Source organism: Streptomyces sp. NPDC024555, from assembly GCF_055559335.1.
Map to the genome: position 1 here is coordinate 247,244 of NZ_JBVHKV010000007.1, position 24,092 is coordinate 271,335.

The window sequence follows — 24,092 nt, forward strand, 5'->3', positions numbered from 1 at the left end:
GGGCCGCCGCCCCCGGGCGCCGGCGGCCGGGGGGGGGGGCGGGGGGGGGGGGGGCGGGCGCCCCGGGGGGCCCCCCGGGGGGGGGGGGGGCCGCGCCGCCCCCCCCCCCCCGCGCCGTGTCCACCGGGTCAGCGGGTGGCCGCCAGCGCCCGGTCCGCCGCGCCCCCGGTGGAGTGCCAGAGCGTGGTCACCGGCGACCAGACCCGGATGCCCGCGTCCATGCCGACCGCCGCGGCGGGGAAGGTGACCCCGTAGTGCCCCGGATCCGCGGCCACGGAGATGCTGCCGACCACGTGCCCCTGGTCGGAGCCCCGCTCCGCCGTCCGTACGGCGGCGTGGCCGCGCTCGCCCGGCGAGAGGACGTACGGCCCGCTCGTCGCGGGCGGCACGGGCTCGGCCGAACCGTCCAGGCCCTTGAACGTGACGGTCGGGATCCGGTCCACCACACAGCTCCGCGCGCCCTGGTTGGCGACGGTGATCCGCGCCGTGCCGGACTCCGCGCCGGGTGACGCGGTGATCCGCAGGACCTTCTCCGGGCAGGGCGCGGGGGCGGCGGACGTCCCGGCGGTGGCTGTGCCGACGGCACCGGTGGCCGTCAGGGCCAGGGCGGCCGCGGTGGTCAGCGCGGCGGTGAGGGCGGAACTCGGACGCATGATGCTGCTCCCCTTCGGATCGACAGCCTGCGAGCGCGGCCTGACGGCCCCGGTGGCCGGTGAGGGCCGACAGGAACAGTCTGAAGGGTATGCCCGATTAGTGGCGACAGGTCGGACATGTTCGTTATGCATCCGTGGTGATCCGCGCCGCATCCCCGGGAACGACCGCCTGCGGCGGCCGCCGCACCGGACGGGCCAGGACGCGGCGGGGCTACCGCGCCCGGACCGTCGCCAGCATCTCGCGGTCCGGCTGGAGGGTCAGCGTCGGGACCGGGTTCACCGTGCCCGGGTCGACGTCCAGGTCGAAGCGGCGGGCCAGCACCGCGAGGATCAGTACCGCCTCCACCATCGCGAAGCGGGTGCCCAGGCAGACCCGGGGGCCGCCGCCGAAGGGGAACCAGGCGTACTCCGCGATCTCCTCGCCCGACTCCGCGTCCCACCGCTCCGGCCGGAACGCCTCCGGCTCCGGGAACCACCGCGCGTCCCGGTGCGTCGCCCACTGGCTGCTCCACACCCTGGTCCCCTCCGCCACCGGCAGCCCGCCGATCCGGGCGCCCTCCTTGGCCACCCCGGTGACCAGCCAGATCGTCGGGTACAGCCGCAGCGTCTCCTTGACCACCGCCTGGGTGTAGGTGAGTCGCGCGTAGTCGTCGAAGCCGGGGTCGCGGTCGCCGAGGACCCGGTCCAGCTCCTCGGTGAGCGCGGCGCGCGCTCCCGGGGTGCGGGACAGCAGGTACCACGCCCACACCAGCGTCGAGCTGGTCGTCTCGTGGCCGCCGATGTACAGCGTGACGGTCTCGTCGCGTATCTCCCGGTCGCTCAGGCGGGCGCCCGTCTCGTCCACGGCGGTGAGCAGCCGGCTCAGCAGGTCCGGACGCTCGTCGGTGCCGTCGCGGTGACGGGCGACGACCCGGCCGACCTCGGCGTCGATGACGGCGGCGGCCTTCTTGATCCTGGCCCGCCCCGGCGTGGGCACCCAGTCCGGCAGCAGGGCGCCGATTCCCGCGAACTCCTTGCCGATCTCGGCCTGGGCCACGTCCATGGCCCGGCCCATCGCCTCGGCGTCGGCCGGGGTGTCCACGCCGAAGATCGTCCGGACCGCGATCTTCTGGGTGAGCGCCGCCATCTCCCGCTTGACGTCCACGCGTCGGCCGTCGGCCCAGGTGTCCGCCAGCTCCACCGCGCTGTCCGCCATGGTCGCCGCGTACGACTTCACCTGCTTGGGGCGGACCGAGGGCTGGACGAGCGAGCGCTTGCGCCGCCAGTCGGTGCCGCGTGCCACCACGACGCCGTTGCCCATCACCGTACGGAACGCGATGCCGAGCGCCGGCTGGTCGAAGGTGCGCTCCGTCTCGGTGAGCAGTTCGCCGATGCACTCCGGATCGGCGACGAACAGGCAGTCGTTCGGGCCGAAGCGCCACCGGACCAGGTCCCCGTGGGAGCGCAGCCGCTCGAAGAAGGCGAGGGGATTCTTGCCGAACTGCGGCATGTTCCCGAGGAAGGGCACCCCCCGGGGGCCGGGGACGATGCGGTGGCCGCGCGGTGCGGCGTCGACGGCCGGCCCGGTCTCCGTGGACATGGAAGGTCTCCGCTCTGACGGTCCGGCCGGGGCGATCGCGTGTCACCGGCCTTGTGGCGTACGTGAGTTGCCGAGCCTAGCCCGGACATGACACACCTGCCCCCCCGCTCCGGACGCATCCGGCCACCGGAACCCCCGACGGTCCGTGCCGCCTGAAGGATGCACCCGTTTGCCTAGACCCCTTAGGCACGCGCATGATGAGGGAGGAACGAGGCGACGGCGACGAGGAGGAGGCGATGGTGCGCGCGGGACTGACCCCGGACCGGCTGGCACGCGCCGGCGCGGAACTGGCCGACGAGGCCGGCTTCGACGCCGTGACCGTCTCCGCCCTGGCCCGCCGCTTCGACGTCAAGGTCGCGAGCCTCTACTCGCACGTCAAGAGCTCCCACGACCTCAGGACGCGCATCGCCCTGCTCGCCCTGGAGGAAATGGCCGACCGGGGCACCGCCGCCCTCGCCGGACGCGCCGGCAAGGACGCCCTCGCCGCCTTCGCGAACGTCTACCGCGACTACGCCCGCGAGCACCCCGGCCGCTACGCCGCCGCCCAGTTCCCCCTCGACCCGGAGGCCGCCGCCACGAGCGCCGGAGCCCGGCACTCCCGTATGACCCGTGCCATCCTGCGCGGCTACGACCTGGCCGAACCCGACGAGACCCACGCGGTCCGCCTCCTCGGCAGCGTCTTCCACGGCTTCGTCACCCTGGAACTGCGCGGCGGCTTCAGCCACAGCGCCCCCGACTCCCAGGAGTCCTGGGAACGGTCCGTGGACGCCCTGGACGCCCTGCTGCGGAACTGGCCGTCGACCTGAGGGAAATCCGCCCGGGGGATGACCGGGGGCGGGGAGCCGTCCTCCGACGCCTCCCCGCCCCCTTGTTGTCCCGGCGCGCCGTCAGACGCCCGGCGGGACGTGCGACGGGCGGCCCCGGCCGCGTGTCACGGAGTAGCCGAAGACGGCCGCGAGAGAGGCCAGGACACCGCCGCCGGCCGTCCACAGCCAGCGGCTCGTCCACCAGCCGCCGGCCCAGCCGTCCTCGGGCTCGGCGCCGACGGCGACCGGGGCGGGGGAGGCGACGGAGGCCGCCGTGCCGGTCGTGGAGATACCGGGGACGAGCGGCTGGGAGAGGTGGCCGTCCACATCGGTGGCGCCGCTCCTGTCGGAGGACGTGACCTCGACCTGGGTGCGCACGGGCAGGCCCAGGTCGGCCGAGGGCAGGTCGACGACCGTCAGGCGGACGTAGTAGCTGCCGGGCAGCGGGTCGTTCGCCCAGGGCTCGGACCAGGCCCGCACCGTCCGCAGCACACAGGTCAGTTCGACCGACGCGGCGTCGGCGGCGGCCTTGCCGGTCTGCTTGCCGTACATGCACGCCTGGCGGCGCCGCAGTCCGTCGTAGACGTCGATCTGCCAGGTCGAGGCACCGTGCCGGGTGGCGGCCTCGGGAAGGGTGACCGTGGCGCTGACCTTGGCCCGCTGGCCGGCGTCGGCCGGGAAGACCCAGTACAGGTAGTCGCCCGTGGAGGCGCCGGCGGTGGCGGTCTGCCCCTGCTCGATCGCCGTGGCGGTACGGAAGGCGGTGCCGGCCTCGGTGGGGCCGGAGCCGTCGCCGGAGGCGCTGGGGCTCGGCGACGGATCGTCCGCGACCGCGGCGCCCGCCCCGGTGAGCAGGGCCAGGCCGGACAGCAGCGCGCCCGCGAGCACGCGTCTCGTACGGAACATCAGTTGGTCCTCCAGACGGCGACGCGCCAGCGCGAGATCCAGCCCGTCAGCAGACCGGCGATCAGACCGGTGAGGGTGAGCAGGCCCAGCAGCCACCAGCCGTGGCCGAGCCCGAACGCGGCGGCGTCCGAACCCTGGTCGGGGGCGTCCACCAGGTCGATGGTCAGCTCGACCGGCAGACCGGGGGTGGTCTTCACCGAGGCGGCGGCGGAGAAGGAGTGGGAGACCTGGAGGCAGACCGTCTCGGCGGCCGGCTTGTCGTTGTCGTCCACCTCGGGCTTCGGGTAGCGCAGCCCGGAGGAGATGGCGTCGGCCCGTCCGGTGCCGGACTCGGAGCCCCGTACGATCTCGCGGCCGTGCACGGTCACCGCCCGCAGCAGCATCCCGTAGTCGTTGTTGACCGCGCGGTCGGCGAACACACTGGCCGAGGCCCGCAGTTCCTGGCCCGGCAGCACGTCGACGCGGTACCAGCGGTGCTCGGCGAACTTCGCGCGGTCGGTGTAGAGGCCCGGCTTCAGCTGCGGGGCGTCGGTGCAGCTGCCCGTGCCCTCGGTGGCGACCGGGGTGACCACGGGCTCGGCGGCCCGGTCCACCAACTGCTTCACACGGCCGGAGAGTTCGTCGGTGTGCTGGACGGCCGTGTAGGTGCCGCCGGTGGCCTCGGCGATGCAGGTGAGCTGCTGGCGGATCTTCGCGTTGGGCACCAGGCCCAGGGTGTCGATCACCAGGTGGATGCCGCGCGCCGCGATGTCGCGGGCGACCTCGCACGGGTCGAGCGGGCCGCAGGTGTCCTCGCCGTCACTGATCAGGACGATGCGGCGGGTGGACTCACCGCCCTTGAGGTCGTCGGCCGCGCCCAGCAGCGCCGGTCCGATCGGGGTCCATCCGGTGGGCGCCAGCGTGGCGACCGCCGTCTTGGCCTCGGTGCGGTCCAGCGGGCCGACCGGGTAGAGCTGCTTGGTGTCCTTGCAGCCGACCTTGCGGTCCTCGCCCGGGTAGTCGGCGCCGAGCGTGCGGATCCCCAGCTCCACGCTCTCGGGCACCGCGTCCAGCACCTCGTTGAACGCCTGCTTGGCGGCGGTCATCCGGGACTGGCCGTCGATGTCGCGGGTGCGCATCGAGCCACTGACGTCGAGCACCAGCTCGACCTTCGGAGCGGGCGGCGGCAGGGTGTCGTTGGCCGACGCGGGGAGAGCCGTGCCGAGCCCGGCGGTCAGGGTGGCGAGCAGCAGGCCCACCCCGACCGTCAGCCTTCTTCTTATGATCATCGCCCGGATAGTAGTGAACATCTGTTCGCTGACCAAAACGGCTGGTGGACCGGCGGACCCGGTGCACGGCGGGTCATGACGGCAGGTCAGTCCTGCCTGCGCAGGATGTAGAGGTCCCAGGAGTCCGGGTCGCCCCGGTACGCGTAGAGCTTGGGACGCTCCTCGGTGCCCAGGACGTACCACCAGGTGCCCACGTCGTCGCAGCCGGGGAGGGTGAGCGTCGTCTGCTGGGTGCTCGGGCCGTCGCCCGGGTCGAACTCCCAGCTGCCGGTCCCGTCGCAGTCGCCCGCCGGAGCTCCGAAACCGTCGTGCTCGTCGAGGCCGGACGCCGTGGCACTGCCGTCCGCCGCGAGGGTGAGCGTTCCGCCGTGCCCGTCGGACCAGCTCCCGGCCAGCGTGGCCGGGGACATGCGCGGGGGTTCGTAGACGGTGGCCAGGCCCGTCCCGTACGCCGTGGCCCAGGCGGCCACCGTCAGGGCGACGGCGGCGGCCCCGCCGCACGCGGTCCGCAGGAACAGACGCACCCCCCGCCCCCGCCAGGAGTCCCGCAGGGCGAGCCGGGCCGTCAGGACCGCCGCCGAGAGCGCGGTGGCGACGGCCGCCCAGCAGACGAGGGACGCCCCGGGGCCCGCACCGAGGAAGGCGGCCGCTCCCGCCACAAGACCCGCCTCCACGGCGGCCGTTGCCGGAACCGGCCACCGGGCGTCGGCCCGCCCGGTCGCGGATCGTCCCAGCCGCCTCGCCAGTGGGACGGTCGGCAGGACCACGACGGCCGACAGCACGAGGCACACGACACCGACGAACAGGGCCAGGAAGGGGAGCAGGATCAACCCCAACCCGATAGTGCCGATCACGTTCGGCGCCTCGTCCGACAGGCCGTCGAGGGACAACCACGCCCCGGCGACCGCCGTCGCGGACAGCAGCACCGCGGTCGACGTCCACAGGGCCGTGCTTCTCCGACTCGTGGTGGCCATGGCCGACCTCCCCCCCCCGGCTGTCATGGCACAGCCATCCGCAGGGGAATCTCTCACGGGCGGCCGAGCCGGTGCGGGGCGGGGTGGCGCAATGGGGGAGGGGGCTACCGCGCGGCCCCTCCCAGCAGCGGGCCCGCCGCCCGTTCCAGGACCGAGCCGACCCGCTCCCAGGTGGCGAGGTCCCGCTCCACCGCGGGCAGTTGCCTCTCCTCGCCGGTCTCCCAGCCGGAGGCGAGGGCCACCGGGTCCTCGCCGGTGGCCGCCGACGCGGCGAGGGCGGCGGCGCCGAGGGCGACGAGCTCGCCGGCGGCGGGCACGATCACCGGGCGGCCGGAGAGCCGCCGTACGGTCTCCACCCAGACGTGCCCCTGGGCGCCGCCGCCGATCAGGCGCAGCGGACGGGCCGCGACCTCGGGGTTCTCCGGGTCCAGTCCGCAGGCCCGCAGCAGCGCGTCGAGCGCGCGGAGCACGGTGACGACGGCGCCCTCGTAGGCCGCGCCGAGGAGCTGCCGGGCGGTGGTGTCGTGCCGGAGACCGGTCAGGAGCCCGGCGGCGGTGGGCAGATCGGGGGTCCGCTCGCCGTCCAGGTAGGGCAGCAGGACGGCTTCGCCGCCGGGTTCGGCGTCCGCGCGGTCCAGGCCCAGCAGCGCGGCCACCTTGTCGACGGCGAGCGTGCAGTTGAGCGTGCAGGCCAGCGGCAGATAGGTGCCGTCCGCCGCGGCGAAACCGGCCAGCGCGGGGGAGGCGGGCCGGGTCCGGGAGGCGCTGAAGACGGTGCCCGAGGTGCCGAGACTGAGCACCGGGTGGTCCAGGAGCCCGGCGCCCCCGAGCCCGAGGCCGACCGCCGCGCCCATGTTGTCCCCGGTGCCCGCGGCGACCGCGATGCCCGCGGGCAGGCCCAGCGCGGCGGCGGCCTCCTCGGTGAGCCCGCCGGCGCGGGCCGCGCCGCTCGGGGCCACCTCGGGCAGCAGCGCGGCGTCGAGACCGAGCAGGGCGAGCAGCTCGGGGTCGTAGGCGCCGGTGGCCGTGGAGTACCAGCAGGTGCCCGAGGCGTCGCCGGGATCGGTGACCGCGCGGCCGCAGAGCCGTTCGGTGAGGAAGTCGTGGGGGAGGCGGACGGCGGCGGTGGCGGCCGCGGTCTCCGGTTCGTTCTCGCGCAGCCACTGCCACTTGGACGCCGTCATCGAGGCGACCGGCACCGAGCCCGTCCGGGCGGTCCACGCCTCGGGGCCGCCCAGCGCCTCGGTGAGCGCGGCGGCCTGCGGGGCGGAGCGGGTGTCGTTCCAGAGGAGGGCGGGGCGCAGCGGGGCCCCGTCGGCACCGAGGACGACCAGGCCGTGCTGCTGACCGGCGACGGCGATCCCGACGACGTCGGAGGCCGCGGCACCGGACTCCTTCAGCCCTCCGGCGACCGCCTCGCACAGGGCCTGCCACCACACCTCGGGATCGCTCTCCCGCGCCCCGCCCTCGCCGGTCACGACGTGCGCGGCCCGGCCGACGGCGAGCAGCCGTCCGGTGGCGCGGTCGACGAACGCGGCCTTCGTGGACTGCGTGGAGCTGTCCACACCGATGACGACCTCGTGCGACGGCATGGCTGACCTCATTCTCGGGGTTCGGGGTCCCGGGCCGCGTACCCCGCGCCACGGGTATTTGATCGTACGCAAAACAAATTACGTGATCGCATCCGATCGGACCAGGGGGTGTCCCGGATTTCCGGTGCGTTCGAACAGGCTTCGCCGAGAAGGCCTCCGGATTGTCGATGCAGGGGGGTTACGTCGGACCGGGGGTCCGTGCATGATTAGTCATGACAGTGAACAAATAGAGGTTCGGCCGCTCGACCGGCTGCGGACCCCTGGCACCGAAGGCGGCTGGACCATGACGGAACGCTTCACGCCCACCCCCCAGGACAAGTTCTCCTTCGGTCTGTGGACCGTGGGCTGGCAGGGGCGCGACCCGTTCGGCGACGCCACCCGGCCGGCCCTCGACCCGGTCGAATCCGTCCAGCGGCTCGCCGAGCTGGGGGCGTACGGCGTGACGTTCCACGACGACGACCTCATCCCCTTCGGCTCCACGGACACCGAGCGCGAAGGCATCGTCAAGCGCTTCCGCCAGGCCCTCGACGCCGCCGGGCTCGTCGTCCCCATGGCGACGACCAACCTCTTCACCCACCCCGTGTTCAAGGACGGCGCCTTCACCGCCAACGACCGGGACGTCCGCCGCTACGCCCTGCGCAAGACGCTGCGCAACATCGACCTCGCCGTCGAACTCGGCGCCACCACCTACGTCGCCTGGGGCGGGCGCGAGGGCGCCGAGTCCGGCGCGGCCAAGGACGTCCGGACCGCGCTCGACCGGATGAAGGAGGCCTTCGACCTGCTGGGCGACTACGTCACCGAGCAGGGCTACGACCTCCGCTTCGCCATCGAGCCCAAGCCCAACGAGCCCCGCGGCGACATCCTGCTCCCCACGATCGGCCACGCCCTCGCCTTCATCGAGCGCCTGGAGCGCCCCGAGATCGTGGGGGTGAACCCGGAGACCGGCCACGAGCAGATGGCCGGACTCAACTTCCCACACGGCATCGCCCAGGCCATCTGGGCCGGCAAGCTCTTCCACATCGACCTCAACGGCCAGTCCGGCATCAAGTACGACCAGGACCTCCGCTTCGGCGCCGGCGATCTGCGCCAGGCCTTCTGGCTCGTCGACCTGCTGGAGTCGGCCGGCTACGAGGGACCGCGCCACTTCGACTTCAAGCCCCCGCGCACCGAGGGCTTCGACGGCGTCTGGGCCTCCGCCGCCGGCTGCATGCGCAACTACCTGATCCTCAAGGAGCGCGCCGCCGCCTTCCGCGCCGACCCGGCCGTGCAGGAGGCGCTGCGCGCCTCCCGGCTGGACGAGCTGGCGCAGCCCACCGCCGCCGACGGCGTCGCCGGGCTGCTCGCCGACCGCTCGGCCTACGAGGAGTTCGACGTGACGGCCGCCGCCGAGCGCGGCATGGCCTTCGAGGCCCTGGACCAGCTGGCGATGGACCACCTGCTCGGCGTCCGCTGACAGCGCGGCGGAGCAACAGGAGAGGGGGACGCGGCCCGAGCCGCGTCCCCCTCTCCTTGTGCTCCCGGTCTCAGACCGGGGTCCGGCCCGCGTACGCCGCGGGGTCGGCCAGCACATCCGTCATCACCAGGGCCGCCGCGCCCCGGGCCGCGTCGCCCGCCACGGACGAGGCGCGCAGCCGGCCGCTTCCCGGCGTCCAGAGCCCGGACACCACCCGGCCCGTCAGCTCCTCGTCGGCCGGCGGGGCCAGCCACGGCATCAGGCTCCGGTAGATCCCGCCGAGCACCACCGCGTCCGGGTCCAGCAGATTGACCGCGCCCGACAGCACCCGCCCGAGCATCCGGCCCGCCCCGGCGACCGCGTCCACCGCGCGCGCGTCCCCGGCCCGGGTGCGCCGCTCCAGTTCGATGACGCCTGCCCCGGTCCCGCTCTCCGGGATCCCGGCCGCCCGCAGGAGCGCCGCCTGACCCGCGTACTGCTCCAGGCAGCCGCGCGAACCGCACCGGCACTGCGGACCGGCCGTGTCGACCACGACATGGCCGATCTCCCCGGCGAAGCCGTGCGCGCCGCGCAGCAGCTCACCGTTGATGACGAGGGCGCCGCCGACGCCGATCTCACCGGTCAGATACAGGAAGGTCCGCACCCGCCCCAGCCCGCCGAACCACAACTCGGCCAGGGCCGCGAGATTGGCCTCGTTCTCCGAACTGACCGCCAGCGGCTCGTGCCCCGGGCGCTCGGCGGCCAGCGCGGCGGCGAACAGCTCCTCGGCCGGCACCTGGTTCCACCCCAGGTTCGGGGCCTGGCGCACCGCGCCGTCCGAGACCAGTCCCGGCAGGGCCAGGGCCACCCCGACCGGGTGCAGCTCCTGCTCGCGCGCCGACTCCAGGGTGCGCGCCGCGATCCGCGCGGCGCGTGCCAGCACCTCGCCGGGCGGCGCGCCCCGGTTGTCGAGGTGCTCGGTGAGCCGGACCCGGCCGGTTCCGGCCAGATCGACGACGCACACCGAGACGTAGTCGATGTTGATCTCGACGCCGAGCCCGGACGGCCCGGTGCGGGCCGTCTTCAGCGCGGTCCCCGGACGGCCCGCCTGGCCGCTGAAGGTCTTGCCCGATTCGGTGAGGAACCCGCTGTCGATCAGCTGCTCGACCAGCGAGGACACGGCGGCCCGGGTCAGCCCCACCCGCGCGGCCACCCCGGCCCGGGTGGCCTCGCCCTCGTCCCGGACGGCCCGCAGCACGAGGCTGAGATTGCTGCGCCGGACGGTGTCCTTGTCGGCCTTGGGCCCCAGCGGCGTGAGGTTGCTCTTCATATCGGTCCCGAGCCTATGCGATGCCGTACGCCAGTACGGGCGGGATGTCCCGGTCCCGGCCGCGTACGGCAGGGACCGGGACCGGGGCGGTGCTCAGGCGCCGGCCCCGCGCTCCTTGAGCATGTCCGCCATGAGCGCGATCTCCGACTGCTGGCCGAGCACCATGCCCGAGGCGAGATTGCGGATCTCCTCGGTCCGGGCCGAGGAAGCGGCGGCCCGCGCCATCTCCGCCCCGGCCTTGTGGTGCGCGGTCATCAGCCTCAGGTACATCACCTCGGCGGCCCGGCCCTTCGCCGCGCGCAGCGCGTCGAGTTCGGTGCGGGTCGCCATGCCCGGCATCAGCGCGCCGTCGCCGCGCGGTGTGAAGGTGTGCCCCATCCACTCCATGGGCGGACCGGGCGAGCTCTTCGCGCGGCCCCATGTCTCCAGCCAGCCCAGCATCATGCCGCGCTGGTTGGCCTGGGTGTTGATGATGTCGTACGCCAGCCGGCGCACCGCCTCGTCGGAGGTGCGGTCCCGGACGATGAAGGACATCTCGACGGCCTGCTGGTGGTGGACCGACATGTCACGGGCGAAGCCGACGTCCGCCGAGGACTCGGCGGGCGCGGCGGAGGACGAGGCGGCGGCCTTCGGCGCGGACGAGGACGCCGGGCGCGCCACCATCACCACCACCAGGACCAGGGCCAGCAGGAGCACCGCCCCGCCGGCCAGCAGCATCGGCCGCGAGGTGCGGTCGTCGGCCGTCACTGGGCGATCCCGCCGGTGCAGGCGGCGCCCGGCTCGGGGGTCTGCGCGCCCTGGACGTACTTGGTGAAGAACTGCGCCACCCGGGGATCGGACGCGCTCTTCACGGCCAGCTGCTTGCCCCAGGCGCTGAGCATCAGCGGCGATCCCTGGTCCTCCAGCGGGCTCATCAGCGAGTACGAGGTCGCCGACACCTTCTTCTCCAGCGCCTTCACATCGTCCGCGTCCGCCCTGCTGGTGTACGTGACCCAGACGGCGCCGTGCTCCAGGGAGTGGACGGCGTTCTCCTTCGGTATCTCCTTGCTGTACACATCGGCGTCGCAGTTCATCCAGACCGGGTTGTGGTCGCCGCCCACCGGCGGGTTCATCGGGTAGTCGACCTTCTTCTCGACATGGTTCTGGGTGAGCTTGTCCCAGCTCTTCTCGCCCTCGACGGGCGAGGCCTTGGCGGCCGTCTCGGCCTTGTCCTGCTCGTCGGCGGCGTTCATCAGATAGCCGCCCCCGACGACGAGGCCGGCCACGACGACGACGGCGGCGGCGATGGTGAGGACGCGGCTGCGGCGCTCACGGGCGCGCTCCTGGCGCCGCGCCTCCTCCAGCTTGGCGCGGCGGGCGGCGGAGGCGGAGTTCTGGTTCTTGGCGGAAGCCATGGGGGTTCCTCGGATTCGGTGACACGGACGGGACGCGGACGTGCGGCAGCGGTTCCCGGACAGCGGGGGAGGCGCCGCGGCGGTACGGGCGGGCGCGGTCCCGGAAGGGGAGCGCGGCAGGCCCGGACGCAGGTCCTAGATCCGTTGCACCTGGAGGGAGAGGCGGTCGACGTCGTCGACGGCGTCGTTCGACGGTCCGCGGACGGCCGAGGCCCCGGTGAGCGGTGCCGGGGCGAGCGGGACGGCGGCCGTGGGCAGGGCCACGGGTGCGGGCTGGACGGGCAGCACGACCGGGGCCGAGTGCTCGGCCGTCCCGCTGCACGAACTGCCCGGACCCCGCTCGCGCGGGGCGTCGATCACCACGATGTCCACGGCGTCCCCGTGCACCGGGGGAACGGCCCAGACGGACGCGGGGGCGAACCGGCCGTGCTCGGCGGTGGGGGCGGGGTGCTCCGCGTCGAGCGAGCAGCACATGAGCAGGGCGACGAGGGTGAACGCCCAGCCGAGCAGCGCGGACGCGCGGGCGCGCCGCCGTCGCTCGGTGCGTTCGCTCAGCCAGGTCACCCGCGCATGATACGTGGTGTGTGAAGTTTCAATCAGGGTGAGGGCGGGCCGGGGAACCTGTGGATCGCCGGACGGGGGGTTCACGTTTCGGCCGGGCGGGATAGTGTGCCCCGGTGACCACGCACTCGAACGTATCTGCGGGCTGGTATCCGGATCCGCACGGCGCGCCCCAGCTACTGCGCTACTGGGACGGCTCCCAGTGGACCGAGCACACCAACCCGGCCGGCGGTCAGCCCCAGGCCCAGGCTCCGGCGCAGACCGCCCAGCCGCAGACCGCCCAGCCGCAGGCGGCCGCGCAGCAGTATCCCCAGCAGCAGGCGCCCGCGCAGCAGCACGCGATGCCGCAGCAGGGTGTTCCGCAGCAGCAGGGCGGCGCCCCCGGTGCCGGTTCGCTCTTCAATCAGCAGGTCCTGGTGGTCAACCAGAAGGCCAAGCTGATCGAGGTGACGAACGAGTACAGCGTCTTCGACCAGCAGGGCAACACGATCGGCTCGGTCGTCGAGGTCGGCCAGAGCGCGCTGCGCAAGGTGCTCCGCTTCCTCACGAGCGTCGACCAGTTCCTGACGCACCGGCTGGAGATCCGTGACGCCTACGGGCAGCCGCAGCTCCTGCTGACCCGCCCGGCCAAGTTCATCAAGTCCAAGGTCATCGTGCAGCGCCCGGACGGACAGCCGGTCGGCGAGATCGTCCAGCAGAACGCCATCGGGAAGATCAACTTCGCGATGATGGCCGACGGCCGCCAGGTCGGTGCGATCAAGGCCGAGAACTGGCGGGCCTGGAACTTCGCGATCGTCGACCACAACGACGCGGAGATCGCCCGGATCACCAAGACCTGGGAAGGCCTCGCGAAGACGCTGTTCACCACGGCGGACAACTACGTCCTCCAGATCCACTACCAGCTCCCCGAGCCGCTGCTGAGCCTCGTGGTGGCGACCGCGCTGACCGTCGACACCGCCCTGAAGCAGGACTCCCGCGGCCTCGGCTGAGCCCGCGGCCCCACCCCGTACGCGACCGCCCGCGTCCCCGCCGATGAGCCGGGGCGCGGGCGGTCGCGTGTGCGGGGGAGGGCCGGGGGAGTCCACGCCCAGATGTTTTACAGGTGTAATACCTGTTAAAGTGTATGAGTGAGTGATACATCTACACGGTCCCGGCAGCCCTCCGTCCGACGCGTCCCGCTGGTGGCGCCGCTGCGCCTGGCCCGCCCCTCGGACATGTGGTTCAAGCCCGCGACCAGCGTGGTGGTCGCCACCGCCGTCCCCAATCTGGTGCTCTACTCCCTGGACCGCCTCGACCTCGTGATGTACACGATGGCGGGCTCGCTCTGCGCGCTGTACGGGCACAACCTGCCCTACGCGCGCCGTGCCCGGACGGTCGTCGGCGTCGTCCTCGGCATGATCGCCGGGCTGGCCGTCTCCCTCGTCACCGCCTCGCTGACCGGCTCGACCGCCGTGCTGATCGCGGTCGGCGCCCTCCTCGCCGCCGGGCAGAAGCTGCTCTGCGACGCCACCCGCGTCGGCCCGCCCGGACCGGTGATCTTCACCTTCGTCAGCTCCGCCGCGCTGTTCGCCCCGCAACGGCTCGGCCAGGTCCCCGCCCACCTCGCCCTCACCCTCGCCGCGGGCGCCGTCTCCTGGCTGGTGACCGTCGCCCCCGCCCTGGTCCGCCGGGAAGGACCCGAGCGCCGCGCCACCGCCCGCGCCCTGAACGCCGCCGCCGCGTACGCCGAGGCCCCCGGCCACCGCACCCGCCGCGCCGCCGTCCTCGCCGTGCACGCCGCCTGGCAGACCCTCCTCGCGGCCGGCCGGCCCACCCCGGTCCGCCGCGCTCTGGAGCGCCTCGTCGTCCACGCCGAGACCGGTCTGTTCGACGGCGACCGCACCGCGGACCGGGACGCCGCCGACGCGGCGCGCCTGCGCGACTGGGCCCGGCGCACCCGTGCCCGCGGCCCCGTCCCCACCCCCGAACCGGCACCCCGCACCGCCCAGGAACTCTTCGGCCTCGACGCCGAACGCGCCGCCCGTGCCGGATCCCCGCGCGCCCTGCTCCGCCGCCTCGCCCCCGGCTCCCCGCTCCTGCCGGTCGCCGCCCGCACCCTCATCGGCTGCGCCCTGGCCGGATACATCTGCTCGGCCGCCGGGGTCGGCCGCCCCTACTGGGCCATCGTGACCGCCGCCTCCCTCTACCAGGCCAACCTCACGCTCTCCTGGAACCGCACGCTCCAGCGCACCCTCGGCAATCTGATCGGCGTCCTCGTCTTCGCCGCGGTGCTCCCGCTCACCCGCCTCGACCCGCTGGTCCTGATCGCCTTCTGCCTCTTCTTCAGCTTCGCCGCCGAGGCCCTGATCACCCGCAACTACTGGCTCGGCTCCATCGCCGTCACCCCGATGGCGCTCCTCGTCCTGGAGTACGCCGGAAGCCACCCCGCCGGTGAACTCATCGGCGACCGGGTCCTGGACACCGTGATCGGCGCCGCCGTCGGCTTCCTCGCCGCGGCCCTGGTCACCAACCGGCGCGCCGCCGGACGCGTCGAACAGGCCCTGGCCGCCACCGAGCGCGCCCGCGCCCACGCCGTCCGCACCCTCGCCGAACCCACCGCCGGCCCCGCCGCGCTGGACGCCGCCCGCCGCCGGCTCACCGGCTCCCTCGTCGAACTGCGCGAGGCGGACGACACCGCCTCCGGCGAATGGTGGCAGCGCGCCCTGCCCGGCGAAGCGGTGCTCGCCGCCGAGCGGGCCGGACACCGTACGCTCGCGGCTACAGCGAACCGGCACGGGTCCACGGCCCCGGCCCAGGAGAACGGAGCGATGTGACCGACGACATCGTCGCCTCGGTGGTACGGCAGTGGCAGGCCGTCAATCCGGAACTCGACACCGGCCCGATGGAACTCATCGGCCGTATCAACCGCTGTTCCGCCCTGCTCCAGCAGGCCGAGGACGCACCGCTGCGCGAGGCCGGTCTGACCCGCGCCGAATTCGACCTGCTCGGTGCCGTACGCCGGACCGACCGCGCGCTGACCCCCGGGGAACTGGCCCGGGAGACCTTCTCCTCGGGCGCCGCCGTCACCAAACGGCTGCGGGTCCTCCAGGAACGCGGTCTGGTCGACCGCCGGGGCGACGCCCGCGACCGCCGGGTCGCCCATGTCCACCTCACCGAGGAGGGGCGCGCCCTGGTCGACGGACTGCTGCCCCGGCAGCTCGCCTACGAACGCGCGGTGCTGGCCGGGCTGGACGCCGGGACCCGCGAGCGGCTCAGCGCCCAGCTCAGTGAACTGCTGGTCCAGCTGGAGGGCCGTATCGGCGGCGCCCGCCGCTGAGCCCCGGGGCCGGCACCTCCTCGGCCGCGTCCGGGGCCGGCCCCGTTCCCTCCGCCGCGCGGGCCCGCCGCAGCTGTTCCGCCCGGCGCGCCAGTTCGCCGTCGCCGCCCCGGTGCGCCGGAGCGCACGCCGTCAGTGCCAGCCGGTCGCGCCAGGTGGCGCCGGTCAGGGGCACGGCGACCGCGTACACGCCGTCGACCGCCTCGCCCCGGCCGAAGGCATGGCCCCGCTCCCGGACCTCGGCGAGTTCGTCGAGCAGCGCCGACCGCGAGGTCAGGGTGCGGGGCGTCACCGCCTCCAGCCGTTCCGACGGATACAGGGCGCAGATCTGTTCGACGGTCATCCGGGAGAGCAGGAGCTTTCCGCCCGCCGTGGCGTGCGCCGGGCGCGTACCGGCGGGCTCGGGCGCCACCCGTACGGGATGGCCGGACTCCCGGGCATCGGTGACCACGATCCGGTCGCCGAGCAGCGCGACGCTCTGCACGGTCTCCCCGGTCCGCCGCACCGCCTCGTCGAGCACCGCGCCGGCCCGCTCCCGCACGGCCGGGTCGAAGCCGGCCGGACGGCCCAGCCGCACCAGCTCCGGACCGGGGCGGTAGCCCCGCGCCGAGGCGTCGCGGACCACGAAGCCCCGTCCCTCCAGCGTGCTCAGCACCCGGTGCGCGGTGGAGCGGCCGACGGCGAGGAGTCCGGCCGCCTCGGTCACGGTCAGTGCGTCGTGCGTGAGGAACAGACGCATCATCCGGAGCCCGGTGTCCAGCGATTCGATCGTGTAGTCCCGTGCCCGACCCATGAGATGTGTGTTCCCCTTCCCGTCCCGGACGCCCCCTGCCACCCCTGCGGTGGACAGGATTCTGTTCCTTTCGATCCGCTTCGATCACATGTGCGCTCGTCCCGTGGTGCGGGACGGAAGCGGTCGCACGGGCGTCGCGTACGTGCCGTATCACCGTACTCCCCAAGCGAGTTGGCCATTCCTCGTCCTGCTCAGCGGGACTCGTGCAGGTGATTTCTCCGCATCACCCGTTCCCGTCACTCCCCGCGCACGGATGTTGGCGGTCCGTGCAAAAACTCGTGAGTGTATTACCGCGCGCTGCCTCGCGCAGGGGGTTGGGTGAATGTGCCGAAGCACTGTTTCGATCTGACTAAGCTCACGCGCAGTGAAGTCGAGTTGGCACGAAAGTCGAGTGCTTGTTCCCTATGCGTCTGCACGCACCGTATGCCGCCGTACTTCATGTTTTCTTCCCGAATCAACCGCCAGAGGTTCTAGATGGCTCGTGTTGAATCACCGCCGACCGACGGGGGAACACCCGTCGTCCGTGCCCTGTTGCTGCCCGTGGTCACGGTGGCCGGAGCAACCGCCGCCGCCATGGCGCTGGTTGCCGGGGCCGCCCGCATACCGGTCGCCGTGTGCGGTGCCGTCACCGCCGCCGTGGTCGCCGTGCTCAGCTACCGGCTCGCCCGCCGGGCACGGACCATCCGTCGGCAGCGCGCCCACTACGAACAGCGCGTCACCGCGCTGGAGCGGCGCATCGCCACCCACGACGAAGAGACCGTGCGCATCAGCAAGGAGCTGCTGCCGTCCGCGATCCACCGGCTGCGCGTGGGCAACTCGCCGGACGAGGTGCTGCGCGACGTCGTGGACGGCGACCCGGTCTACCGCCATCTCCCGGACGCCCAGCGCTCGCTCGTCTACACGGTGCTGGACATCATCGACAACGAGGAGGCCACGCGTGACTCCGCGCAGCGCGCCTTCGTCAACGTCGCCCGCCGCGTCCAGGCGATCGTCCACCGCCAGGCCAGTGAACTGCGGGAGATGGAGGAGCACCACGGGCGCAACCCCGACGTCTTCGACGACCTGCTCCGCATCGACCACGGCACCGCGCTGATCGGCCGGCTCGCCGACTCCATCGCCGTCCTCGGCGGTGCCCGGCCCAGCCGCCAGTGGCCCAAGCCCGTCCCGCTGTTCAGCGTGCTGCGCGGCGCGATGTCGCGCATCCTGGAGTACCCGCGCGTCGATCTGCACTCGATCGCCAAGGTCGCCATCATCGGCACCGCGGTCGAACCGCTCATCCACGCCTGCGCCGAACTCCTCGACAACGCGACGCGCTACTCGCCCCCGCAGACCCGCGTCCACGTCACCGCGGTCGAGGTCCAGACCGGCATCGCCATCGAGATCGAGGACGGCGGCGTCAGCCTCAGCGAGGAGGCCCGCGCCCGCGCCGAGAACATGCTCGCCCGCGCCCAGGCCGGTTCCAGCATGAACGACCTCGGCGAGTCCCCGCGCCTCGGCATGGCCGTCGTCGGCCGGCTGGCGCGCATGTACGACCTCCAAGTCTCGCTGCGCCAGTCCGCGTACGGCGGTGTCCGCGCGGTGCTCATCGTGCCCCGCTCCATGATCACCACCGGCCCGGCCCCCGGCATCGCCCACGGCATCGGCGCCACCTCGCGGCCCACCAGCGACATCGACCTCGCGGACATCAAGCACGTCGTCCCGGCCCGCAGCACCCACCGCAAGCCGCGTCCCGCCGTCACCCGGCCCACCACCGGACCGGTCGCGTCCGACTCCCGCCCCGCCGCCCCGGCCACCCCGGCCGTCGCCATGGAGGACGACGTGCCCGTCGTCACGGAGTGGACCGCCGGCGGCCTGCCGCAGCGCCGCAGCCGCGGCCGCGCACCGCTCGGATCGCACAACCTCCCCGCCCAGGCCACGGACTCCGGCGCCGGCCGCACCAACGGCCACGGACGGAGCAACGGCCAGGACGGCGCCAAGGAGCCGCCGCCCGGAATCTGGCTGGAGGCGTTCACCAAGGCCGCCAACGGAGTGCCCCAGGAGCCCAAGGCGGACGAAGACTCTGACGATGCGTGGGACAAGGGAGACCTGAAGTGATCCAGCAGCGGGGCAACATGGACTGGATGCTCAAGGAGCTCGCCGACGACGTCCCGGACGTCCACCAGATCGTCGTCCTCTCCGCGGACGGGCTGCGCATCGCCCAGCACGGCGGCGACCCCGACGTCGCCGACCGGCTGGCGGCGGCCTGCGCCGGACTGCAGAGCCTGGCCGCAGCCGTCGCCTCGGAGATCCCGTACAGCGACGGCCGGATGCGGCTCGTCGTCATCGAGGTCACCGGCGGCTTCTTCTATCTGATGGCCGCCGGGGCCGGGGCGTACCTCGCGGTGCTCGCCGGGGAGACGGTCGACGCCGGGCTCGTCGGCGCGCGGATGCGCGACATGGTCGTACGCATCGGCGGCCACCTCACGAGCCCGCCCCGGCACGACGGGCAGACCGGATGAGCGCTCCCCGACGAGAGCGCCGCAAGGCCGACCCGGCACTGAGCGATCCGGAACGGCTGTACGTCATCACCGGCGATCCCGACGGCAGCGAGCGGGCCGCGCTCGACCTGGTCACGATGGTGGTGGCCAAGGCGCAGCCGAGCCCTACGGTCCAGCCCGAACAGGCCGTGATCCTGCGGCTCTGCCAGGCCCCGTTATCCGTCGCCGAGATCTCCGCCTACCTCGGTCTGCCCTTCAGCGTGGTGACCTCGCTCCTCACCGAACTCCTCGCCACGGAACTGATCGAATCGCGCGCGCCGATCGTCCGCGCGACCCTCCCGGACAGGTCCCTCCTCGAAGCGGTGATGCATGGACTTCAGAAACTCTGACACGATCACGGGCCCCCGCAGCGAGGACGTCCTGCCCACCACGGCCACCGCCGCGGTGAAGGTCGTGATCGTCGGAGGGTTCGGGGTCGGCAAGACGACCATGGTCGGCTCGGTCAGCGAGATCCGGCCGTTGACCACCGAGGAGACGATGACCCAGGCCGGGGTCGGCGTCGACGACAACTATGGGGTGGAGACCAAGACCGCCACCACTGTCGCCATGGACTTCGGCCGGATCAGCATCAGCGAGGAACTGATCCTCTATCTGTTCGGCACCCCCGGACAGGAGCGGTTCTGGTTCCTCTGGAACGGGCTCTTCGAGGGCGCGCTCGGCGCCGTCGTCCTCGTCGACACCCGCCGGCTCGAAGTCAGTTTCGACGTCATCGGACGGCTGGAGGAGCGCGGCGTCCCGTTCGTCGTCGCGATCAACACCTTCCCCGGCGCTCCGAACCACCCCGTGGAGGCGCTGCGCGCCGCACTCGACCTGCCGGACGAGGTTCCGATGGTCGACTGCGACGCCCGGCTGCGCACCTCCAGCCGCGATGTGCTGATGACCCTGATGCGTTATCTGCACAGCCTGGCCGTCCCCCTCGGCTGATCCCAGCCCCGGTGCGCGTGCCCCCACCGCGCACCCCCAACCGTTCTGACCCGCCAGTCCCATCCCTGGAGCGATCGTGACAACCCCCTTCCACTACGAGCCCGGCGAGGCCTCGGGCCCCTTGCCGCCACCCGGGTGCCCGGCCCACGACCTGGGCGTCGGCCCCGGCGGACTGCGCCGGTTCTACGGGCCGGAGGCCGAGCGCGACCCGCACGGCCTGTACGACAAGCTGCGCGCCGAGCACGGACCGGTCGCCCCCGTCCTGCTCCACGGCGACGTGCCGGCCTGGCTGGTCCTCGGGCACAGCGAGAACCTGCACGTGACCCGGACGCCCTCGCAGTTCTCCCGCGACTCCCGCCGCTGGCGGGCGCTGCAGGACGGCAGCGTGGCCCCGGACCACCCGCTGGCCCCGATCTTCACCTGGCAGCCGATCTGCGTCTTCGCCGACGGCGCCACCCACGAGCGTCAGCGCGGTGCCGTCACCGACTCCATGAACCGGATCGACACCCGCGGCGTACGCCGCCACATCAACCGGTACAGCAACCGCCTCGTCAACGACTTCTGCCGGAAGGGCCGCACCGACCTGGTCGCGGACTTCGCCGAGCGGCTGCCGATGATGGTGATGTGCGCGATCCTCGGCATGCCCGAGGAGTACGACGACCGCATGGTGCAGGCCGCCCGCGACATGACCCGGGGCACCGCCACCGCCGTCCAGAGCAACGCCTATGTGCTGGCCGCCCTCACCCGCCTCGTCGAACGCCGCCGGCGCGAACCCGCCGACGACTTCGCCACCTGGCTCGTCGAGCACCCCGCCGCCATGACCGACCAGGAGGTCGCGGAGCATCTGCGGCTCATCCTCATCGCCTCCTACGAGGCCACCGCCAACCTGATCGCCAACGTGCTGCGCATGGTCCTCACCGACCCCCGGTTCCGGGCCCGGCTCAGCGGCGGCCATATGACGGTCCCCGAGGCGGTGGAGCAGACGCTCTGGGACGAACCGCCGTTCACCGCGGTCTTCGGCCGCTGGGCCGTCGGCGACACCGAGCTGGGCGGCCAGCGCATCAAGGCGGGCGACGCCCTGATCGTCGGCATCGCCCCGGCCAACACCGACCCGGTCGTCCGCCCCGACCTCGACGCCAACATGGACGGCAACCGCGCCCATCTGGCGTTCAGCGGCGGCCCCCACGAGTGCCCCGGGCAGGACATCGGGCGTGCCATCGCGGACGTGGGCATCGAGGCCCTGCTGATGCGCCTGCCCGACCTCGAACTCGCCGTCGACGAGCGCGAGCTGCGCTGGGTCGGCAACATCATGAGCCGTCATCTCATGGAGCTCCCGGCCGAGTTCGGGGCGCGCGCCCCGCAGGACGACCGGGAACCGCCCTCCATGGGCAAGCCGTCCCAGTCCGTCCGCCAGGACTGGGAGGTGCAGTCCGCGGTGCGCCATCAGCCGCCGACCCCGGGCCGTGCCACGCCCGTCCCCGACCCGGCCGAGGCCGGTGCGGTCACCGCCCCCGCCGGGGTCACCGTCACCGCCGACGGCTCCTCCGACGGCTCCGCCACCGGGCTGATCCCGCAGCAGCGCAGGCCCGGCGCCCCGGCGCGGCTCTGGCGGGTCGTCACCCGCTGGTGGACCGGTTCCTGACCGGCTCTGCCGACCGGGCCCGGGGAAGGCGGGACGAGAACCCGCCGCCCCGGGCCCGTCGCGTCACGTCACGGCCGGCCCCGCCCGCCCCACGTACCATGCGGAAGCGTGAAGCTCACCATTCTGGGCGGCGGCGGATTCCGGGTTCCCCTGGTGTACGGAGCGCTGCTCGCCGACCACGCCGAGGGCCGGGTCACGGCCGTCACCCTCTACGACACGGACGCCGGCCGACTGGCCGCCGTGGCCCGGGTCCTCGCCGAACAGGCCGAGGGTATCGCGGACGCGCCCGTCCTCGTCGCCACCACCGACCTCGACGAGGCGCTGCGCGGCGCCGACTTCGTCTTCTCCGCGATCCGGGTCGGCGGTCTGGCGGGCCGGGCGGCCGACGAACGGGTCGCGCTGGACCTGGGCGTGCTGGGCCAGGAGACGGTCGGCGCGGGCGGGATCGCCTACGGGCTGCGCACCGTGCCCGTCGCCGTCGGACTGGCCCGGCGGATCGCGCTGCTGGCCCCGGAGGCCTGGGTCATCAACTTCACCAACCCCGCGGGCCTGGTCACCGAGGCGATGTCCCGGCATCTGGGGGACCGCGTCATCGGGATCTGCGACTCGCCCGTGGGCCTCGGCCGGCGTATCGCCCTCGCCCTGGGCGCCGATCCGGCCCGCGCCCGGATCGACTACATCGGCCTCAACCATCTGGGCTGGGTGCGCGGACTGCACGTCGAGGGGCGGGATCTGCTGCCCCGGCTGCTGGCCGACCCGGAGCTGCTCGGCACCTTCGAGGAGGGCCGGCTCTTCGGTGCCGACTGGCTGCGCTCCCTGGGCGCGGTCCCCAACGAGTACCTGCACTACTACTACTTCAACCGCGAGGCGGTCCGCGCCTACCAGGAGGCGGAGCGGACCCGGGGCGCCTTCCTGCGCGACCAGCAGGAGGGGTTCTACGGTCTGATGAAGGACCCGGCCACCCCCGCCCTGGCGACCTGGGACCGCACCCGTGCCGAGCGCGACGCCACGTACATGGCGGAGAACCGGGACGCGGCCGGGGCCGGGGAGCGCGACGACAGCGGGATGGACTCCGGGGGCTACGAGCAGGTCGCGCTCGCCCTCATGCGGGCCGTCGCCCGGGACGAGCGGACCTCGCTGATCCTCAACGTCCGCAACCGCACCACCCTCGCCGCCCTGGACGCGGACGCGGTGATCGAGGCGCCGTGCCTGGTCGACGCGAACGGTGCGCACCCACTGGCCGCCGACCCGCTCCCGTACCACGCCATCGGGCTGGTCACGGCGGTGAAGGGGGTGGAACGGGCGGTGCTCGACGCGGCGGAGAGCGGTTCCCGGGCCGACGCGGTCAAGGCCTTCGCGCTGCACCCGCTGGTCGACTCGGTCTCGGTCGCCCGCCGGCTGGTGGACGGCTACACCGAGGCGCACCCCGGTCTGGCCCATCTGCGTGCCTGACCGGCCCGGTCAGGGCGTCGGGACGACCCGGCGCCCGCCCGAGGGCGTCCAGGACGGTGCCACCCCGGTCACCTGGCAGACCATCAGGTACAGCGGGATGGGCGGGGTGTAGGGCGTCCGGCTGTCGGGCTGGTGGATCAGCCGGGGACGCACCGCGGGGACGCAGGCGCCCCGGGCGTACGCGGTCTGCGCGGGCCAGTCCAGGTCCTGGTCGGATCCGGCCGGGACGATCCACCACCACTGGTCGGCGTCGGCGAAGACACAGCCGGTGCGCGGCAGATGGGACATCAGCCGGAAGCCGTAGCGCGCGGGCACCCCGACCGCGTCGCAGCCCAGACTGGCCGAGAGGGTGTCCGGAACCGGCAGCCGGACCCTGCCGGGTTTCGATGGGCCGCCGGTCTCCCGGGTGCGCCGGGTGCCGAGCAGATGGGACATGGCGTTCTTCAGCATGAGTGCTCCGAGCCGTGCGGCAGTTCCGCCCAGACGATGCGGCCCGAGCCGCCCCGGGCGTCGCGGGACCCCCAGGCGCTGCACAGCGCGTCCACGAGCAGCAGACCGCGTCCGTGCTCGTCGTCGCCGCCCGCGGACAGCCGCGGGCCGCCGGGCTGGTGTCCTTGGTCCTGTACGGCGATGCGCAGCCCCCGGTGGAGGCGGTGCAGCTCGCACACGACGCGATCGCTCGCGGTGTGCACCACCGCGTTGGTGACCAGTTCGGACACGATGAGGACCGCGGCCTCGTGCGTGTCGCCGTCCAGCCGCCAGGCGTCCAGCCGGGCGCGGGTCAGACGTCGGGCACCGGCGACCGACTCGGGGTGCGCGGGCAGCGCGAAGCAGTACCGGAGCGCTTCGGTCCCGGGGCTGAGGTCCATGAGCCGGGGGATGAGCGCACTGCCAGGTGCCACGACCGATTCCTCACAGTGGGGGCTGTGTCAC

At 73.5% G+C, this 24,092-nt stretch carries 24 protein-coding genes; 11 read left to right on the plus strand and 13 right to left on the minus strand.

Annotation, left to right across the window (positions count from 1 at the left end):
• Nucleotides 1-128: 128 nt before the first annotated feature.
• Both ACZ4FH_RS14390 and ACZ4FH_RS14395 read right to left on the minus strand, forming a co-directional pair.
• Nucleotides 129-653 carry a DUF4232 domain-containing protein gene (locus ACZ4FH_RS14390; protein ID WP_467304736.1) on the minus strand — a complete coding sequence of 175 codons (525 nt, stop codon included), beginning with the start codon at nt 651-653 and terminating at the stop codon, nt 129-131.
• Nucleotides 654-864: 211 nt separating this feature from the next.
• The gene (locus ACZ4FH_RS14395) at nt 865-2,232 is read right to left on the minus strand and encodes a cytochrome P450 (protein WP_467304737.1); all 1,368 of its coding nucleotides are present in this window, start codon (nt 2,230-2,232) and stop codon (nt 865-867) included.
• A 236-nt stretch (nt 2,233-2,468) separates the two neighbouring features.
• On the opposite strand from ACZ4FH_RS14395, the gene ACZ4FH_RS14400 reads away from it, so the two are divergent.
• Nucleotides 2,469-3,038, plus strand: a complete 570-nt coding sequence (locus ACZ4FH_RS14400) for a TetR/AcrR family transcriptional regulator (protein WP_467304915.1) — start codon at nt 2,469-2,471, stop codon at nt 3,036-3,038.
• Nucleotides 3,039-3,119: 81 nt separating this feature from the next.
• Here the strand turns inward: ACZ4FH_RS14400 and ACZ4FH_RS14405 are convergent, their stop codons facing one another.
• From ACZ4FH_RS14405 to xylB, 4 genes are all read right to left on the minus strand, one after another.
• A complete protein-coding gene (locus tag ACZ4FH_RS14405; protein WP_467304739.1) occupies nt 3,120-3,944 on the minus strand; it encodes a hypothetical protein in 825 nt (274 codons plus the stop codon).
• The gene (locus ACZ4FH_RS14410) at nt 3,944-5,212 is read right to left on the minus strand and encodes a VWA domain-containing protein (protein ID WP_467304740.1); all 1,269 of its coding nucleotides are present in this window, start codon (nt 5,210-5,212) and stop codon (nt 3,944-3,946) included. The genes ACZ4FH_RS14405 and ACZ4FH_RS14410 overlap by 1 nt, the downstream gene beginning before the upstream one ends.
• 86 nt (nt 5,213-5,298) lie before the next feature.
• Entirely contained in the window at nt 5,299-6,186 is an 888-nt protein-coding gene (locus tag ACZ4FH_RS14415) for a hypothetical protein (protein ID WP_467304741.1), read from the minus strand.
• A 104-nt stretch (nt 6,187-6,290) separates the two neighbouring features.
• A complete protein-coding gene (xylB, locus tag ACZ4FH_RS14420) occupies nt 6,291-7,778 on the minus strand; it encodes a xylulokinase (RefSeq protein WP_467304743.1) in 1,488 nt (495 codons plus the stop codon).
• Nucleotides 7,779-8,061: 283 nt separating this feature from the next.
• Here xylB and xylA point away from each other — a divergent pair, with 283 nt between their 5' ends.
• Nucleotides 8,062-9,231 carry a xylose isomerase gene (xylA, locus tag ACZ4FH_RS14425; RefSeq protein ID WP_467304745.1) on the plus strand — a complete coding sequence of 390 codons (1,170 nt, stop codon included), beginning with the start codon at nt 8,062-8,064 and terminating at the stop codon, nt 9,229-9,231.
• Nucleotides 9,232-9,301: 70 nt separating this feature from the next.
• Here the strand turns inward: xylA and ACZ4FH_RS14430 are convergent, their stop codons facing one another.
• From ACZ4FH_RS14430 to ACZ4FH_RS14445, 4 genes are all read right to left on the minus strand, one after another.
• On the minus strand, nt 9,302-10,540 hold the full coding sequence (locus ACZ4FH_RS14430; RefSeq protein WP_467304746.1) for an ROK family protein: 1,239 nt from the start codon (nt 10,538-10,540) through the stop codon (nt 9,302-9,304).
• Between the two features lie 93 nt (nt 10,541-10,633).
• The gene (locus ACZ4FH_RS14435) at nt 10,634-11,257 is read right to left on the minus strand and encodes a DUF305 domain-containing protein (protein ID WP_467304916.1); all 624 of its coding nucleotides are present in this window, start codon (nt 11,255-11,257) and stop codon (nt 10,634-10,636) included.
• Nucleotides 11,258-11,283: 26 nt separating this feature from the next.
• Nucleotides 11,284-11,934, minus strand: a complete 651-nt coding sequence (locus tag ACZ4FH_RS14440) for a DUF3105 domain-containing protein (RefSeq protein WP_467304748.1) — start codon at nt 11,932-11,934, stop codon at nt 11,284-11,286.
• A gap of 135 nt (nt 11,935-12,069) precedes the next feature.
• Complete coding sequence (locus tag ACZ4FH_RS14445) at nt 12,070-12,498, minus strand: hypothetical protein (RefSeq protein ID WP_467304749.1); 429 nt, start codon at nt 12,496-12,498, stop codon at nt 12,070-12,072.
• Between the two features lie 113 nt (nt 12,499-12,611).
• On the opposite strand from ACZ4FH_RS14445, the gene ACZ4FH_RS14450 reads away from it, so the two are divergent.
• The 3 genes from ACZ4FH_RS14450 to ACZ4FH_RS14460 all read left to right on the plus strand — a co-directional run bounded on the left by ACZ4FH_RS14450 (nt 12,612) and on the right by ACZ4FH_RS14460 (nt 15,811).
• Nucleotides 12,612-13,484: an LURP-one-related family protein gene (locus ACZ4FH_RS14450; RefSeq protein ID WP_467304750.1), complete on the plus strand. Its 873-nt coding sequence runs from the start codon at nt 12,612-12,614 to the stop codon at nt 13,482-13,484.
• 138 nt (nt 13,485-13,622) lie between these two features.
• Nucleotides 13,623-15,308, plus strand: coding sequence for an FUSC family protein (locus ACZ4FH_RS14455; protein WP_467304751.1), 1,686 nt, complete (start codon nt 13,623-13,625; stop codon nt 15,306-15,308).
• On the plus strand, nt 15,305-15,811 hold the full coding sequence (locus tag ACZ4FH_RS14460) for a MarR family winged helix-turn-helix transcriptional regulator (protein WP_383638500.1): 507 nt from the start codon (nt 15,305-15,307) through the stop codon (nt 15,809-15,811). Before ACZ4FH_RS14455 ends, ACZ4FH_RS14460 begins: the two co-directional genes overlap by 4 nt.
• Here ACZ4FH_RS14460 and ACZ4FH_RS14465 read toward each other — a convergent pair.
• Entirely contained in the window at nt 15,759-16,604 is an 846-nt protein-coding gene (locus tag ACZ4FH_RS14465; protein ID WP_467304752.1) for an IclR family transcriptional regulator, read from the minus strand. The genes ACZ4FH_RS14460 and ACZ4FH_RS14465 overlap by 53 nt on opposite strands.
• Before the next feature lie 474 nt (nt 16,605-17,078).
• Between ACZ4FH_RS14465 and ACZ4FH_RS14470 the strand changes: the two genes are divergently transcribed.
• From ACZ4FH_RS14470 to ACZ4FH_RS14495, 6 genes are all read left to right on the plus strand, one after another.
• A complete protein-coding gene (locus tag ACZ4FH_RS14470) occupies nt 17,079-18,698 on the plus strand; it encodes a sensor histidine kinase (protein ID WP_467304754.1) in 1,620 nt (539 codons plus the stop codon).
• Complete coding sequence (locus tag ACZ4FH_RS14475) at nt 18,695-19,102, plus strand: roadblock/LC7 domain-containing protein (RefSeq protein ID WP_383638490.1); 408 nt, start codon at nt 18,695-18,697, stop codon at nt 19,100-19,102. Before ACZ4FH_RS14470 ends, ACZ4FH_RS14475 begins: the two co-directional genes overlap by 4 nt.
• Entirely contained in the window at nt 19,099-19,470 is a 372-nt protein-coding gene (locus tag ACZ4FH_RS14480; RefSeq protein ID WP_383638487.1) for a DUF742 domain-containing protein, read from the plus strand. The genes ACZ4FH_RS14475 and ACZ4FH_RS14480 overlap by 4 nt, the downstream gene beginning before the upstream one ends.
• Complete coding sequence (locus ACZ4FH_RS14485) at nt 19,451-20,065, plus strand: GTP-binding protein (RefSeq protein WP_467304757.1); 615 nt, start codon at nt 19,451-19,453, stop codon at nt 20,063-20,065. Before ACZ4FH_RS14480 ends, ACZ4FH_RS14485 begins: the two co-directional genes overlap by 20 nt.
• Nucleotides 20,066-20,141: 76 nt before the next feature.
• Nucleotides 20,142-21,707 carry a cytochrome P450 gene (locus ACZ4FH_RS14490; RefSeq protein ID WP_467304759.1) on the plus strand — a complete coding sequence of 522 codons (1,566 nt, stop codon included), beginning with the start codon at nt 20,142-20,144 and terminating at the stop codon, nt 21,705-21,707.
• A 108-nt stretch (nt 21,708-21,815) separates the two neighbouring features.
• A complete protein-coding gene (locus tag ACZ4FH_RS14495) occupies nt 21,816-23,159 on the plus strand; it encodes a 6-phospho-beta-glucosidase (RefSeq protein ID WP_467304761.1) in 1,344 nt (447 codons plus the stop codon).
• A 9-nt stretch (nt 23,160-23,168) separates the two neighbouring features.
• Here the strand turns inward: ACZ4FH_RS14495 and ACZ4FH_RS14500 are convergent, their stop codons facing one another.
• Complete coding sequence (locus ACZ4FH_RS14500; protein ID WP_467304762.1) at nt 23,169-23,609, minus strand: hypothetical protein; 441 nt, start codon at nt 23,607-23,609, stop codon at nt 23,169-23,171.
• A complete protein-coding gene (locus ACZ4FH_RS14505; RefSeq protein WP_383638472.1) occupies nt 23,603-24,061 on the minus strand; it encodes an ATP-binding protein in 459 nt (152 codons plus the stop codon). Before ACZ4FH_RS14505 ends, ACZ4FH_RS14500 begins: the two co-directional genes overlap by 7 nt.
• Nucleotides 24,062-24,092 lie beyond the last annotated feature (31 nt).